This is a genomic window from Chryseosolibacter indicum, from assembly GCF_018598585.1.
GTDB classification, from domain to species: domain Bacteria; phylum Bacteroidota; class Bacteroidia; order Cytophagales; family Cyclobacteriaceae; genus Chryseosolibacter; species Chryseosolibacter indicus.
Map to the genome: position 1 here is coordinate 40,310 of NZ_JAHESD010000001.1, position 15,531 is coordinate 55,840.

At 39.4% G+C, this 15,531-nt stretch carries 11 protein-coding genes; 7 read left to right on the plus strand and 4 right to left on the minus strand.

What is annotated here, in order from left to right; translation table 11 throughout:
- Window positions 1-56: 56 nt before the first annotated feature.
- Window positions 57-3,383, minus strand: a complete 3,327-nt coding sequence (gene treS / locus KK060_RS00195) for a maltose alpha-D-glucosyltransferase (protein WP_254151376.1) — start codon at window positions 3,381-3,383, stop codon at window positions 57-59.
- A gap of 420 nt (window positions 3,384-3,803) precedes the next feature.
- Between treS and KK060_RS00200 the strand changes: the two genes are divergently transcribed.
- The 3 genes from KK060_RS00200 (at window position 3,804) to KK060_RS00210 (ending at window position 6,886) form a co-directional block, all read left to right on the plus strand.
- Window positions 3,804-4,577, plus strand: coding sequence for a DNA-formamidopyrimidine glycosylase family protein (locus KK060_RS00200; RefSeq protein ID WP_254151377.1), 774 nt, complete (start codon window positions 3,804-3,806; stop codon window positions 4,575-4,577).
- A gap of 358 nt (window positions 4,578-4,935) precedes the next feature.
- On the plus strand, window positions 4,936-6,186 hold the full coding sequence (locus tag KK060_RS00205) for a glycosyltransferase (RefSeq protein WP_254151378.1): 1,251 nt from the start codon (window positions 4,936-4,938) through the stop codon (window positions 6,184-6,186).
- Window positions 6,176-6,886: an acyltransferase gene (locus tag KK060_RS00210; protein WP_254151379.1), complete on the plus strand. Its 711-nt coding sequence runs from the start codon at window positions 6,176-6,178 to the stop codon at window positions 6,884-6,886. Before KK060_RS00205 ends, KK060_RS00210 begins: the two co-directional genes overlap by 11 nt.
- On the opposite strand, the gene ttcA is transcribed toward KK060_RS00210, so the two are convergent.
- A complete protein-coding gene (gene ttcA / locus KK060_RS00215) occupies window positions 6,876-7,685 on the minus strand; it encodes a tRNA 2-thiocytidine(32) synthetase TtcA (RefSeq protein WP_254151380.1) in 810 nt (269 codons plus the stop codon). The two genes, KK060_RS00210 and ttcA, sit on opposite strands and share 11 nt — an antisense overlap.
- A gap of 97 nt (window positions 7,686-7,782) precedes the next feature.
- Between ttcA and KK060_RS00220 the strand changes: the two genes are divergently transcribed.
- From KK060_RS00220 to ligD, 3 genes are all read left to right on the plus strand, one after another.
- Complete coding sequence (locus tag KK060_RS00220; RefSeq protein WP_254151381.1) at window positions 7,783-8,172, plus strand: acyl-CoA thioesterase; 390 nt, start codon at window positions 7,783-7,785, stop codon at window positions 8,170-8,172.
- A gap of 78 nt (window positions 8,173-8,250) precedes the next feature.
- Window positions 8,251-8,559, plus strand: coding sequence for a hypothetical protein (locus tag KK060_RS00225; RefSeq protein WP_254151382.1), 309 nt, complete (start codon window positions 8,251-8,253; stop codon window positions 8,557-8,559).
- A gap of 196 nt (window positions 8,560-8,755) precedes the next feature.
- Window positions 8,756-11,482 carry a DNA ligase D gene (gene ligD / locus KK060_RS00230; RefSeq protein WP_254151383.1) on the plus strand — a complete coding sequence of 909 codons (2,727 nt, stop codon included), beginning with the start codon at window positions 8,756-8,758 and terminating at the stop codon, window positions 11,480-11,482.
- 25 nt (window positions 11,483-11,507) lie between these two features.
- Here the strand turns inward: ligD and KK060_RS00235 are convergent, their stop codons facing one another.
- Window positions 11,508-11,735, minus strand: coding sequence for a hypothetical protein (locus KK060_RS00235; protein ID WP_254151384.1), 228 nt, complete (start codon window positions 11,733-11,735; stop codon window positions 11,508-11,510).
- 875 nt (window positions 11,736-12,610) lie between these two features.
- Entirely contained in the window at window positions 12,611-12,937 is a 327-nt protein-coding gene (locus KK060_RS00240; protein ID WP_254151385.1) for a hypothetical protein, read from the minus strand.
- A gap of 974 nt (window positions 12,938-13,911) precedes the next feature.
- On the opposite strand from KK060_RS00240, the gene KK060_RS00245 reads away from it, so the two are divergent.
- Window positions 13,912-15,387 (plus strand): M48 family metalloprotease, encoded by a 1,476-nt coding sequence (locus KK060_RS00245; protein WP_254151386.1) that lies wholly within the window; start codon window positions 13,912-13,914, stop codon window positions 15,385-15,387.
- Window positions 15,388-15,531 lie beyond the last annotated feature (144 nt).

A 15,531-nucleotide genomic window follows, 5' to 3' on the forward strand; every position in this document is an offset into this window, starting at 1 on the left:
AGTGGCCGGTGGGGCCACTTATTTATAGGTCTTGATATATCTCTTCGTAGTAGTTTTTATACTACAGCCAACTCATGTGATTCTTTCTTAACAAGTGATTTGATACCACGGATAGGAATTAACACCCATGAAGGACGGTTGTTCAGCTCATAGTTTAATTCGTAGATGGCTTTCTCCAAGAGGAATGTAGTCAATAGTGTTTCAAGATCTTCTCGTTCTTTCGGTACGAAAGGTCTTCCCTGAACTGTTTCTAGGTAAGATTGCATGAAGAACTGACTCATGTAGTGATACCATTGCTCGGCAAAAGGCATTAACTTACTGATGTCTTCCTGACGGATCTGGTTATCAAGGAATAAACTTGCATATGCAGCATAGTGATACGAACGTAACATGCCGGCTACATCCCGAAGTGCGGAGCGTTTCAGACGTCTCTCACTGTAACTCCTTGCTGGTTCTCCTTCAAAATCTGTGATAATAAAATCTTTACCTGTAAAGAGCACCTGCCCAAGGTGATAGTCACCGTGTATTCTTATCTTGGCTACATCAATCTTTTTCTTGTAGATATTCTTCAGGGTATTTAGGATGTCCTCTTTCATATCGAGTATTTCTTTAGCTTCCTGCTGAATTTCTTCAGGCAGTTTGCTAAGGTTTCGGCTCAAGTTCTGAAATGTTCCTCTCACCAAAGATTGCAATCCTGAATACAGTGATCGCTGATAGTGTAATGAGTAAGGCTCAGGTTTAAAATCAGGATGATCATTATTGGAAGCAAGTGCAATATGCATTTCGCCTGTTCTTTGCCCAAGTAAACGCGTGCGTTCTACCACCGGACCTTCGAGCAGATGCTTCATCTGTTCGGGAGTATCTTCATAGATAATAGGATCTAAAATATTCCCTTTTGTATCTGTAGTTATGTTAAGTTCTCCGCCGGTGAGAATTCTTTCATTATAATCATCAAGGCGGTCAAGCATATAAGCCCATGCATCGCCATTACTTTCTACCATTTGTTGCATCATCCCTAATACCATAGTTCCATTGTCCAGCTTCCATTCTATGGAACCTACAAAGCCGGGAATGTGATCAAACTTTGCATGCTCAGTAAGGAAGTGAGAAATTTCCAGGTCTGGGTTGATAGCCTTGTCTACCTTCCTGTATAACTTGAGGAAGTAACAGTTATCATAAATAATGGAAGTGTTACTTTGTTCTGCAGACAACACACGCGCCTTTATCTTATCATGATCTCGCACGTATTCTTCAAGTTTCGCGTTACCTTTAAATTGTATGAAGTTTCCTTTTGCTTGTGCTGCCATGTTCTGAATGATTGCAAGCTGCAGGTCGAGGCCATACAAGGCATCATAGAGAACACCCTCTTCTTCACCAACTTTCAACCTCGAAAGCACAGATTGCGGACAAGATTCACGTATCTTGTATGCAAATTGTTCTTTACCAAAAGACACAGGCAGCTGATAAGTATCTGGCAGACCACTTTGGTATGTAACTTCAATCATGAGTAATATCGCATGGTTGTCATTGAGCGGTATGCTTGTATGATCAATAATCTGGATATTCTCAATATTCCTGCTTTTGCCGCCGAACCATCGCATTCGCATCATGTAGCTTGGCAGAATTTTACTTTCAAGCGTATCGATAAGTCTTTTGCTTAATACTCCATTCCAGGTGTCTAATTCAAACATCGGTAATGAGTCTGCAATTATTACATCCTGACTTACCTTGTTCAATATAAACCACTGGCACTCGTTACCACCCATGGTGAAAAAGTAAGGAGTGTCAGCTTTAATGCTAGGGAATTTATTTTTACTGAATACCTCTACAGGAACATAACCCTTAAATTCATTTAAATCTAACTCAACCGGTTGGGTATATCTTGAAAGGTTTACAATAACCAGCATGGTTTCATCTTCATACGTGCGGGTAAAAGCAAGAATCTTTGGATTTTCGCTCTGTATAAACTTCATGTCACCACGACTTAATGACTTATATTGCTTGCGTTTGTTTATCATGCGTTTCATCCACCACAATAGGGACGATGTGTTCTTGCTTTGAAGATCAACATTCACTGATTCGTAGTGGTATTCAGGATCAAGAATGATAGGCAGATACAAGCGGTGAGGGTTGGATTCAGAGAAGCCCGCATTTCTATCTGCAGACCATTGCATTGGTGTGCGTACACCATCACGATCGCCTAAATAGAAGTTGTCGCCCATGCCTATCTCATCACCGTAATAGATTACCGGAGTACCAGGCATTGAAAACAGCAGGTAATTCAGCAGCTCAATCTTTTTCCTGTTATTACCCATTAAAGGCGCAAGCCTGTGACGGATACCAAGGTTAATACGTGCGCGTGGATCTTTTACATACACTTTGTACATGTAGTCGCGTTCTTCGTCAGTAACCATTTCAAGTGTCAACTCATCGTGATTGCGGAGAAACATTGCCCACTGGCATGTTTCCGGAATAGGAGGAGTTTGATCAAAGATATCGGTTATTGGGTAGCGATCTTCTGTCTGTAAGGCCATAAACATTCTTGGCATTACAGGAAAGTGATAGTTCATGTGGCATTCATCGCCGTGGCCAAAGTAAGAAGCAGAATCTTCAGGCCACATGTTAGCCTCTGCAAGAAGGAGCGTTCCCGGAAATTTTTCATCAACGTACTTTCTTAACTTTTTAAGAAAGGCATGTGTTTCAGGAAGGTTTTCTCCATTGGTTCCTTCGCGTTCAAACAGGTATGGAACTGCATCAAGCCTGAAACCATCTACACCAAGATTACACCAATAGTCTATTATCTTAAATACTTCTTCCTGTACTAAAGGATTGTCATAGTTAAGATCTGGTTGATGGTGAAAGAAGCGGTGCCAGTAGTATTGTTGTGCTACAGGGTCCCATGCCCAGTTAGAGGTCTCGAAATCCTGAAAGATGATACGTACATCTTTAAATTGATTTGGATCATCAGTCCATACATAATACTCCCTTTCCGGCGATCCTTTTGGTGCTTTACGTGCGCGCTGAAACCACGGGTGTTGATCAGAGGTGTGGTTAATAACCAACTCTGTAATTACCTTGAGATTTCTTTTATGTGCTTCGTTGAGAAAATTCTGAAACTGTTGAATATCTCCGTACGAGGGGTTTATATTGTAGTAATCAGCAATATCATAGCCATCATCTTTTAATGGTGATGGATAGAAGGGCAGAAGCCATATTGCCGTTATCCCCAAATCCTGGAGGTAATCAAGTTTCTCCATTAATCCTTTAAAGTCACCGATACCATCACCATTACCATCGCGAAACGCTTTGATGTGAAGTTCATATATCACTGCATCCTTATACCAATGCAACCTGCTATCTAGTGCTGACGCGCTTTCTCCCATACCCGTTTTTATTAACTTGGACTTTTGAAATTCAGTTTTGATAATTTCGAACGAATGAGCAGTAAAAAGAATATGCCGTGTATTTAAATAGCATCAGAGTGATTGGGAAGTGCCAGGAGAGGTTCTCCTGGTATTCTTGGGTCGGAACACTGCTAACCGCACTTTACAAAGGCGAAATGCGGTCTGCGCACGTAACCTAATGCTATTATAATGCTATTATGTTGATTATTTGCTCGTTATGAGCTCTTGACAAAAAAGGTTGCCAAAAAAAATCAGTATTAGACCTGAAATGGTAAAGACCTTTTTTGATTTCTGTCCAGGTGCCAGGAAATTAAAGGATACTTTTTACCATTAGTGAGGGGGTTTAATTTGTATTTGCTTTTTGGTTTTACTTAAGTTTAAAATTAAAATAGAATATATATGCCCGAATTACCCGACCTTCAGGTTTTCAGCCGAAATCTTACGAAACTTCTTGTTGGCAAGGAAGTAAAGACTGTTAATGTTCCTAATGCCAAGAAGTTAAATGTATCTGCTAATGAGCTAAAAAAAAGTATTTCAGGCAGTAAGGTGTCAAAAGTATATAGAGAAGGAAAGGAACTTCAGATTGCTTTTGATAATGATCAGGTGCTTGCACTGCACCTCATGTTGAGGGGTAAGCTTCATTTCTTTGAGGGTAAGAATACGCAAAAGTCTATAGTGATAGAGTTGCTATTTACTGATGATACGGGTTTGGCTATGTCTGATTTTCAAGGACAAGCCACACCAACATTAAATCCCGAAAAAAGGGATACGGTAGATGCGCTTGACGTTAATGTTACTTTTCTAAAAGAAACATTGAACAACTCCAAAGCCGCTATCAAGAATCTGCTGCTTGATCAGTATGTGATTAGAGGTATCGGAAATGCATATGTAGATGAAATTTTATGGGAAGCCAGAATATCGCCATTCTCTATATCTAATAAGATTCCTGATGAACAAATTAAAGCATTGGCGAAAGCAATTAAAGCGGTGTTGACCGATGCAGAAAAAGCCATCTTGAAATCACATCCTGATATTATAAGCGGTGAGGTCAGAGACTTTTTGCAGATACACAATTCAAAGAAAACACACAGCCCAACAGGAGGAGAAATTCTTATTAAGGAAGGAGGAGGAAGAAAAACTTATTATACCGAGGAACAGGAGCTTTTTAAATAGGGTGGTGTAAGAGTATTTCCATTTTAGAACGATTGAGGGGAGACATAAGAGAAACGTTTTTCTCCATCTCCTTGCTCTGTTAGCACTTTACCGATTCTTTAAAAAGTAAGTAAGACTAACTTCATGAGTTAGGCTGAAATTAATGGCAGAATTGAGGACTTATATAAGCGATTATAACGCTATTTCAGTAGGCCATTGGTCAAAAGATTATGATGTGGAATAGGAGTATTGAGGTAAGCGTTTATAATTGGTTTAACATTTTCTTATTGATTTAATGCCTTTAGTCTGACCACTTGCCAGCGACAGCCGTATTTTTGGTCAGATTGGTACAATTTTTTTCCTGCTGCTTACAATCCTTATGAAAATCCATTCTCCTCAAACTGGCAAAAAAGGATTGAATGGTCATACCATTCTATTCCTATCGCTTCCCAAGCACGATGGACATTACACATCTACGCCCTGGCAGATTGCGGCACAACTTGCGAAGCAGAACAAGGTTATTTTTGTAGATCATCCGTTTACCTTTGTTGATCTGCTTACAGGCTTTTTTAAGCCTGGAATTAAAAAAAGATTCAAGGCCTTTTTTGGAAGTAAGTCTTTTACAAAGAACGATGTTCACGTTATTCTTACTCCATTTGTCTGGCCCGTTAACTTTTTACCAAAGGGAAAACTTTATGATTTCTTTTCCTATTTAAATCACAGAATCCTGGCATCACGGGTAAATGGGTATCTGCGAAAGCATAGTATTGATTCTGTTATATATGTAAATTCATTTAATTTTTATTTTCCTGCTCTTCACCGTTACCTTAAGACATCTGTTGTTTTGGATGTCTATCATTGTATTGATCCAATGGTGAAAGCATTTACAGTTAAGCACGGCCAGTATTTGCAGCAGGAGGCGGCACAGGAGGCTGATCTTATTATTTCAACAGCACCATCACTGCAAAAATCGTTCATGGATAGAGGTTTCCAGAAGAGTTATCTTGTTCCTAACGCAGCAAACTTTGAGTTGTTCAATAAGGCTGTTACCGACAAGACTATTTATAAAAAGCTTGATGGAATTGAAGGTAAGGTAATGGGCTACCTTGGGAATATTGAGCGCAGAACTGATTTTGAATTATTAAGACGAGTGCTTGACCAATTGCCCGAATGGCAGCTGGTATTGGCTGGTCCTGTAGAACGACAATATGTTCCTGTGGAAATATTTGAGCACAAAAGAATTCATTTTATAGGTCCTGTGCCACATGAAGAAGCGCCATCAGTAGTAAGGCGGTTTGATGTAGCGTTAATACCATTTAAATGCGATGAAGTAAGTCAGGGTATCTATCCGCTTAAGTTATTTGAATATATGGCGGCAGGCAAGCCTGTTGTTTCTACTAACTTTAATCCTGATGTACTCTCAGAACTGAATGAAGTTGTTCATGTAGCAGAAACAGAGGAACAGTTTGCTGATTTTGTTTTGCTCGCCTACGCGACTGATTCACAAGAAAAAATGGAGAAACGTATACAGATTGCTGCTCAGAATACATGGGAGCAGCGGGCGCAACTTTTTAGCAGCTATCTTATTAAAGAATTAGACCTTAACCACCGGCTACCTTATGTCGCTTAAAGAGAAAATTAAAAGCAATCCCAAACTTAAGAAGTTTGTTCTTTCTGTAATATTTCGACGCAAGCCGTATGGATCTCGCGTTATGTGGTATATATGGCTGTGGTTAATCTTTCCTAAGTATTTTCGCCGTGGAATAAGCTGGCGGTCCCGCTTGGATTTGGTGCCGTTCAATAAGTTCTCCATCGGTAAATACTCGCGCATAGAAGAGAACGTGGTAATCAACAACGGCATGGGTGATGTAATCATTAAAGATGAGGTACATACAGGAATAGGATGTATTATCATTGGCCCCGTTACATTGCATAAACATGTTGGACTTTCTCAGTATGTACGCGTATTGGGGATGCATCATGGCAACGACGCAGATGTTCCTCATCATTATCAACCTTGTACAAAGGCTCCCATAATTATGGAAGAAGATGCGTGGATAGGAACAGGGTCTGTTATTATGGGAAAGAAAAATGGCGAACCACTTGTATTGGGAAAATACTGCAGGGTAGGAGCAAACTCCGTTGTAATGGATGATGTACCCCCATATTCAATAGTAGTGGGCAGCCCCGCTAAGGTTGTTCGTGTCTGGGATTTCGAAACAAGGAAATGGGTGAAACCTGTTAATAAACAGCAAGAGAAAAGAACTGATCAATCCGATTCTGATTTAATTGATCTGATTCCTGAAATCCCTGCCTTTTCTAAAGCTTAACAGTGTTTATGTCTTTTAATTTCTCCATGGAACTGCTTTGAAGTGAAGCAAAATCAAAGAGCGTAGGATCAAAGAGATGGGATGGTGAAACATTAGAAATTGCATTGAACATAATTTCAACGCGATCGGGATATTGCTCTTCCCATTGGGAGATCATCTTTTTAACAATATTGCGCTGCAGATTAGGCTGTGAGCCGCATAAGTTACAAGGAATGATCGGAAACTCCCTATAGGAAGCATACTTCATAATTTCCTTTTCCCTTGTATTTGCTAAAGGACGAATGACAATATGTTTTTTATCATCCGTTAAAAACTTAGCAGGCATAGCTTCCAGCTTTCCGCTAAAGAATAGATTCAGGAAGAAAGTTTCAAGCACGTCATCTTTATGATGTCCCAAAGCAATTTTTGTAGCACCTAATTCTTCGGCAATCGAATATAAATTTCCCCTTCTCAACCTCGAACACATACTGCACATGGTTTTACCAGCTGGTGTTTTTTCGATAACAACACTGTACGTATCCTTCTCGTAAATTTTAAAGGGAATATTGTTGGAAGAAAGGTATTCAGGAAGAATATGTTCCGGGAAGTCCGGCTGTTTCTGATCAAGATTAACAGCTATTAAGCGAAAGGGAATTGCTTTTTGCATATTTAGGAGAACATCAAGCATGGTATAGCTATCTTTTCCTCCGGATAAACAAACCATTACCAGGTCATCCGCATCAATAAGTTTGAAGTTGTTGTTAAGCTCCCACGCCTGTTTTCTGATTTTGCGTGTAATCTTTTCAAATTCCTGATCCATATACAAAGAAGCTTCAAATATACGGAGTTTACAGGTGTTTAAAACAAGCCTTTGAAATTCTATCTTTCTATCTTTCACCGTTAAACAGAGCGATAAAATGAACGAAACCAAGGTATTTAGTATAGAGTTAACTGCCAGACCATCAGACATTGATGAGCTGGGACATGTAAATAATGTAGTGTATGTACGATGGGTACAAGAAATGGCAACAGCACATTGGATGACCATTGCTTCCGGCGAGTTGAAGCGGAAATATTCGTGGGTAGTGCTAAGGCATGAGATCGATTATAAGGCACCAGTATTTTTAAATGACAAAGTAATAGGAACAACCTGGGTTGGTGAACATCAAGGTGCTAAGTTTGTAAGATTCGTACGCCTGTCTCTGAATGGGAAAGTTGCAGCTGAAGCAAAGACAATCTGGTGCCTTCTCGATTCATCTACTTTCCGTCCGCTTCGAATACCCACTGACGTATTGGAAATTTTATAATTTATTAACCCGCTTTTAACAATGTATTCATTCTTTCGGGCATGCTTTTTTTGTTAATCAACACAGTAGATATCGCACATGGTTAAGAGTTACGAGAAAATTATTTCTGATTTGTTCAGAAGCAAAGACAAAGGAAATGTCATATCCTTAAAGGTTAAGGGCATTGAGAAAGCAATCTTAACTTGTGTTAATGAAGTGAAGGCAAACAGGATTATTGTACTCAATCCCGTATCAGTATATGGTGCGCCTCTGGAAGAAAATGTATTCCACCTTGAAGATATAGAAAACTTAAGAGTGTATAGCGCGCGCTACTCAGATCCAGTCTACGTTCGTATCAGAGAACTTAAAAACAACATTGATGAAATAAGACGTAGCTTGCGTTGGTAAAATATCGATTACCTTATCTCCAATATAGTCTCTTCTGTCTAATCAATACTTCAATCGCATATTGCACTAGCCTTCCTGGGCTAATACTCTTAAATTAAAATTGTATCAGATTCTTTAGGTAACATCCATATTTACCGTGCCCCGCGTCTCGCAACACCAGTCAGCTTGCTGGCATAATAATGCTATATACTGATGCATGGCATTGAAAGAATATAAGAAGAAACGTTCATTTAGTTCTACTCCTGAGCCTACCGGAGGGAAACCTACTGATAATCAATTACAATTTGTTATACAAAAGCATGATGCTTCAAGGCTTCATTACGATTTCAGGCTTGAAATGAAGGGTGTTTTGAAAAGCTGGGCGGTACCGAAGGGGCCTTCTCTTAATCCGTCAGATAAGCGTCTTGCTATGTTGGTTGAAGACCATCCTTTTGATTATAAGAACTTCGAAGGCATTATTCCCGAGGGAAATTATGGTGCCGGTACGGTCATCATCTGGGATGAAGGTACTTTTGAGTCACTGGAGGATGTGAACACGAAGGAGGAGCATGAAAAGATTTTATTGAAAGGGTTTCATGCGGGGCAAATCAAATTTCGGATGCATGGTAAGAAATTGAAGGGCGAGTTTGTTCTTGTAAAAACTCCAAAACGTGCCGATAATGCCTGGCTCCTTATTAAACATCGCGATGAATTTGCGTCAGAAGAAGATATCACTGCAGAAGACCGATCAGTTAGATCAGGTAAGACGATAGAAGATATGGGTGCTGATGTAAATGCGCTTGAATGGAAGAGCAATCGTGCTGCTTCTACGTCAACCAGAAATAAAGCCAAGAAAAAATTGACACCCGTTAATAGGCAGAGAAGTACATTAAAAAAAAAGACAAGTCAGCAACAAGTAGAAGAACCTCAGGAGGAGGTAAGTAAAATTCTTGACTCACTAAATAAAAGTAATACGAAGATGCCGCAGGATATTAAACCCATGCTGGCTACTCTTGTAAACAAGCCGGCTGACGACAATGGCTGGATGTATGAAGTGAAATGGGATGGTTACCGCGCCCTTGCTTATGTGGGAGACGAGATCGAGATCAAATCCAGGAACAATAAATCCTTTAACGAAAAATTCTATCCGATCTTTAATGCACTTAAAGATTGGAACATGAAAGCGGTGGTAGACGGCGAAATTGTAGTGATGAACAATAAAGGGTTTCCTGATTTCGGAGCATTACAAACCTGGAGAAGCGAAGCTGACGGCGAACTCGTTTACTTTTTATTTGACTTGCTGTGGCTCAATGGTGTTAATTTGATTGACGCACCTTTTAAAGTTAGGCGTAGATTGCTTGAATTAATATCACCCAAAAATGGAATTATTAAACTCAGTGAAAACTTTGCTATTTCAGGAAGTGAATTTTTTGCTTTAGCTGATAAGATGGGGCTTGAGGGTATTGTTGCAAAAAAAGAAGATAGCCTTTATTTGCCGGATGTTCGTTCTAAAGAATGGTTAAAAATAAAAACCAGTAAACAGCAAGAGGTAATAATTGCCGGATATACCAGGAATGAAAATACAACAAAGCTATTTAGTGCTTTACTCCTGGGCTTGTATGAAAATGGAAAATTAGTTTTTGTTGGACCAGTGGGAACGGGTTTTACAACGAAGATGCAGGAGGAAATCCTCAAAAAATTAAAACCTCTCGAGACTTCAGTATGTCCTTTCGAGGAGGTACCGGAGTACAATAAACCTTCCAGGTTTAGGCCCAATCCTCCAATGGCCGAGGTGACATGGGTGAAGCCAGAGGTTGTTGCTGAGGTTACCTACAGAACTTTGGCAAGCGATGGTTCTTTCCGTCATCCCTCATTCAAGGGACTTCGGGAAGATAAGTCTGCTAAAGATATTGTTAGAGAAGAAAGAATACCTGTGGCACCAGCATTGGAGGAGAGTGAAACAAGGGTATTGAAAGGGAAGGGCTTAGGCAAATCAAAGAAAGGTGAGCGAAAAACATTATTAAATCCGAAGGACGAAACACAAGTCAGGATAATTGAAGGGCATGAATTGAAGTTTCCCAATCTCAGTAAAGTGTATTGGCCAGACGAAGGCTATACCAAGCGAGACATGCTTAATTATTACTACCAGGTAGCACCTTATATGTTACCTTATTTTAAAGACCGGCCTCAAACACTGAACCGTTTCCCTAATGGAATTAAGGGGAAAAGTTTTTATCAAAAAGATGTAACAGGAAAAGTACCGGATTGGATAGAAAAGTATAAGTATTATAGCGAAGCAGACCAGCGTGAGAAAAACTTTCTCGTTTGTTCAAATGAAGCCAGCCTCTTATATATCGCTTCATTAGGATGTATAGAAATGAATCCCTGGAGTAGCCGGACCCAACATCCTGATCATCCGGATTGGTGTATCATAGACCTCGACCCTGATAAGAATTCTTTTGAACAGGTCATACAAGTAGCACAGGTTACTAAACAGGTACTGGATGCTATCGGCGTGCCTTCGTACTGTAAGACTTCCGGCTCTACAGGACTTCATATTTACATACCATTTGGAGCAAAGTATACTTATGAAGACTCTAAGGAGTTTGGCCGTGCGGTGACAAGGATTATACAAAAGCAACTTCCCAGGTTTACAAGCGTCGAGCGGCTCACTTCCAACAGAAAGGGAATGATATACCTCGACTTCTTACAAAACAGGCCCCAGGCTACTGTTGCAGGGCCTTATTCCCTTAGACCTAAACCGGGGGCTCCGGTATCTATGCCATTGCATTGGGAAGAGGTAAAGAAGGGACTTCAGATCACTGACTTCAATATCAGCAATGCAGTAGCGCGTTTAAGAGAACACGGCGATATTTTTAAGCCTGTAATAGGTGAGGGAATAGATCTGGCGAAAGCGCTTAAAAGATTGAAAGATGTATTCTAAAAATAGGGATGTGACGTCGACTTTTTTATACGTAAAACTCGAACTGAAAATCTGTTTCGCTATCTTTCTCTTGTATAGGGCGCATAGCCACGATATTTGCTGAATTGTAAGCCTTGATGAATTCTATACGACTGATTCGTAATTTGCTTTGCCCCGGTTTGATTTTATGATACTGCATCCTTCCTGATTTATCAGCAGTAGCTGTGTAAACCCATTCACAATGTATTGGAATAGGAGAAGGGATGTAACGCATAACAAAAAATTATAACAAACTTTCTAAAGTGGTATGTAGCGTATTCTCTAAGTTTGGGAATAGGTGCTACTTTGTTGTAGCGTTGAAATTTATATGCAATAATACACAAAATGTAAAATAATAGCATAGCGTATAGCGACAATTTAAATAGGCCAGATACGCGTGTAGGTTCAAGAATTAATTTCTGTGTTTCGGCGATGCAAGGTAATCTATATGGAGCCATAAAACATAAAACCCTCGGACGTCTTCCGAGGGTTATTATTTACCTAACCTATACCTGAAGGTTGACTGTTAGTAGTCAAAAAATGTAGGATAAAAAGTGTGCCACTTAAGGTTTAACATCATATGCAATTTCTTAGCATTATTAAGTGTCGCTAATATTTTAAACAACGATCTTAATACGAAGAAGAGAAGTACAAATAAATTGTAAAGGGAAAAATATTGGATGGCAGTTTAATTATTGGAGAACAGAATACTCAGAATACCACCGGAAGTATGAAAATATAAAACCCTCGGACGTCTTCCGAGGGTTATTATTTACCTAACCTATACCTGAAGGTTGACTGTTAGTAGTCAAGAGAAATAAGTTAAAAAAGCATGCCATTTATAGCAAGCTAATGACATAGGAGTATTCAGGAGTTCTTGGTAATGATGCTTGATATGTCTATAGACAATGAAAATATAAATAGTAATGTTTGTCTCCTTGCAAGAGAGATACTGGGATGATCTGCTGTTTTCCAGACGAATTTGTCGTTGAAGGAATGGTGTTAAAAACAAAACTCCCGGACGGCTTCCGGGAGTTATTATTTACCTAACCTATACCTGAAGGTTGACTGTTAGTAGTCTATTATGTTACTTAAAAAAGCGTACCTTATTCAAGCGTTATCGCGTTTATGTTCTCGTAGCTGAACGTGAAAAGGATCGTCATATAAAGTTCTCATCAGATGAACCTTCACGATCTCGCTCAGTAGAATTTCCGGCTCTGGAATTCTGATACCAAGTAAATCTGTTTCTTTAAGTACCACTATCTTATCATTTTTAATATCAATGATATCTTCGACAGCGGTCATAACCATAGAAGGACCTATGGATAGGGCATTAATACCTATTACATTTCCATTCTCAAGGCTTTGAGTAAGTACTTTAAGAATCTCTTCGGTCGATGTAACGTAGCTTAAGCTTGATTCAGAGTTTAATTCCATTAATGTCTTTCAGCGAGATGATGATAAAAAGTGGATAAAACCCAGGATCTGTTCAATGCTGTAGAACCTGATACGCATCCAATTTTTTGATTTCGAAAAAGTTGTGCCTAACCCGATGAAATGAAAATAGCCCCTGAAAGCACTCAGGGGCTTGACGTTATAATTAAAGCCAACAAACAGATTAAAGTTCGTTAGAAATGAATTCCCTGAACATCTTCCAGGGAATTCAAATAGGAAACGTAATACCTTATCTATTGATAAAGAGTGAAAATCAAGGTAAAAAACTCATGCCATACCGGCTGTAAAACTAAACATCGATTTAGGAAAGCCTATAAAAAACGAAAACCCCGCATTCGAAAATGCGGGGTTTTTCCCTCCTTGACTTTCCCACTTACTACTATATTTTTAGGAAGGTGATTTTTAAAAAATATTCCCCGGACGGCTTCCGGGGAAATTTATTCCATATCCTAACCTTTTAAACCCCACTAGTTATTATGAATATGGCTATAGCATAGTATTTAAAAACTGTGCCTGGGAAAATCTACTTGGAAAACGGGGAAAACTGCGGTTTCGTTCATCAGAGGTATGAAAAATTTTCCCAATTCAACTGCTTACTTCGGGTTCGCGCTCTCAAAGGCTGAGTAATCATAGATCAGAATAGCATTCATCTGCCAACAGTAGTGTTTCTGTGGTATTTCACTGTAGATTCAATGATTCTTCTGAAAAAAGCCCTTTTTCAGTAAGTTGATAGAGGAATGGCAGAAGAATGGCAGAAGCAATACTGATGCTACTCCGATCCTTAATGAATCTTCGTAGCATCACAGTCGCTAGGGGTGAAATATTGAAATTGGTTTGGGTTTACCTTAGGTGGTAGGGAAAGTTACCCACTTACACATTAAAATCAATATCTAAAGTCTCGGTATATACTTTTTAACATGTTGATCGTAAGGGTGTTAAAGTTAATAAAGTATACTATGAAAAGACTTTTTGTTCAGTTTTTTATAATTATAGGCTTGTTACTAGTTGATTCGTGCGCAAAGAATCCGGTTACAGGAAAGCGGGATTTTATGCTTATGTCAGAGGGACAGGAGGTGGCCATGGGGCAGCAGTCAGATCCTGAGATTATTGCTTACATGGGGTTATATGAGGATCCTCGATTGCAGCGATTTATTGATGAAAAGGGTCAACAGATGGTTGCTGTTTCTCATCGTAAGAATTTAAAATATCAATTCAAGATAGTGGATTCTCCTATTGTAAATGCTTTTGCTGTACCTGGAGGTTATGTCTATTTTACCCGAGGCATCATGGCGCATTTTAATAACGAAGCAGAATTTGCAGGAGTACTGGGGCACGAAATAGGGCACATCACAGCAAGACATTCAGCAAAGCAATACAGCAATGCAATGTTAGGACAGGTAGGACTGGTTGCAGGAGCTGTAATATCGCCTGAGTTTGCTCAGATGGCTGATGTAGCTCAGCAGGGTTTGAGCCTGCTTTTCCTAAAATTTGGAAGAGATGCAGAGAGTCAATCCGATAAGTTGGGAGTAGAATATTCAACGAAAATCGGATATGATGCAAAAGAAATGGCATCGTTTTTCAGCACCCTCGACCGGCTGAGCAAGGTTTCAGGAGCGGAAGAAATACCAACATTTTTGTCAACCCATCCCGATCCGGCAGATCGTGAAGAAAAGGTCGGTAAGCAGGCTGCTAATTGGCAGAAGCAAGTGGATGCATCTACGCTTAAGGTGAACCGTGATAGCTATTTAAAAATGATTGATGGAATTGTTTACGGTGAAGATCCTAAGCAAGGTTTTATTGAGAATAATCATTTCTATCACCCAGTGTTGAAATTTCAATTTCCAATTCCTGCCGGCTGGAAAGTTGAAAATACACCACAACAAGTCCAAATGGCAGATAGCGAAGGCAAGGCTGTAATGATGTTAAGTCTTGCCAAACCTAATACACTTGAGGCAGCAGGCCAATCATTGTTAGAGCAATATCAGCTCACACTGGTAGAATCTAAACGAGATGAAGTTAATGGATTAAATGCTTTTATAATGATTGCAGATCAGAAGGCGCAAGACCAGCAACAAGCTACTGTAAGAACAATGATTTATTTGATTGAATACAATGGTAGTATTTATACAACCATCGGCGCTTCAGCCATAACTGATTTCAATACCTATTTTGATACTTTTCAAAATACGATGCGAAACTTCAGGCAATTAACAGATTCAGAAAAACTGAGCCGCCAACCCGAGCGTGTGAGGATAAAGACAGTGCAACAAAACGCTACCTTGAATCAGGTATTCAATTCGTTCAATGTTCCTGAAAAAAGAAGGGAGGAGCTAGCAGTGCTGAATGGAATGAAATTAGAGGACAGGGTAAACAAGGGTATGCTTATCAAAGTTGTTGAAAGAGACAATGGTAGTATATCTGTAAGGCGATAAGTGCATGTCACTTATTCAGCAGTTAAAATTATTAAAAACTAAATGAATTAGATAATGGAGATTACAATAATAGTTCTCATAGTTGCGATATTAGGATTTTTCTTATGGAGAAGTTTTAATAACAATAAAGATTCTCAGGAAGGT

Bases quoted from the DNA above. Each gene is read 5' to 3' on its own strand.
- treS (WP_254151376.1), bottom strand. From the start codon at position 3,383: ATGGGAGAAAGCGCGTCAGCACTAGATAGCAGGTTGCATTGGTATAAG.
- KK060_RS00200 (WP_254151377.1), top strand. From the start codon at position 3,804: ATGCCCGAATTACCCGACCTTCAGGTTTTCAGCCGAAATCTTACGAAA.
- KK060_RS00205 (WP_254151378.1), top strand. From the start codon at position 4,936: ATGAAAATCCATTCTCCTCAAACTGGCAAAAAAGGATTGAATGGTCAT.
- KK060_RS00210 (WP_254151379.1), top strand. From the start codon at position 6,176: ATGTCGCTTAAAGAGAAAATTAAAAGCAATCCCAAACTTAAGAAGTTT.
- ttcA (WP_254151380.1), bottom strand. From the start codon at position 7,685: ATGGATCAGGAATTTGAAAAGATTACACGCAAAATCAGAAAACAGGCG.
- KK060_RS00220 (WP_254151381.1), top strand. From the start codon at position 7,783: ATGAACGAAACCAAGGTATTTAGTATAGAGTTAACTGCCAGACCATCA.
- KK060_RS00225 (WP_254151382.1), top strand. From the start codon at position 8,251: ATGGTTAAGAGTTACGAGAAAATTATTTCTGATTTGTTCAGAAGCAAA.
- ligD (WP_254151383.1), top strand. From the start codon at position 8,756: ATGGCATTGAAAGAATATAAGAAGAAACGTTCATTTAGTTCTACTCCT.
- KK060_RS00235 (WP_254151384.1), bottom strand. From the start codon at position 11,735: ATGCGTTACATCCCTTCTCCTATTCCAATACATTGTGAATGGGTTTAC.
- KK060_RS00240 (WP_254151385.1), bottom strand. From the start codon at position 12,937: ATGGAATTAAACTCTGAATCAAGCTTAAGCTACGTTACATCGACCGAA.
- KK060_RS00245 (WP_254151386.1), top strand. From the start codon at position 13,912: ATGAAAAGACTTTTTGTTCAGTTTTTTATAATTATAGGCTTGTTACTA.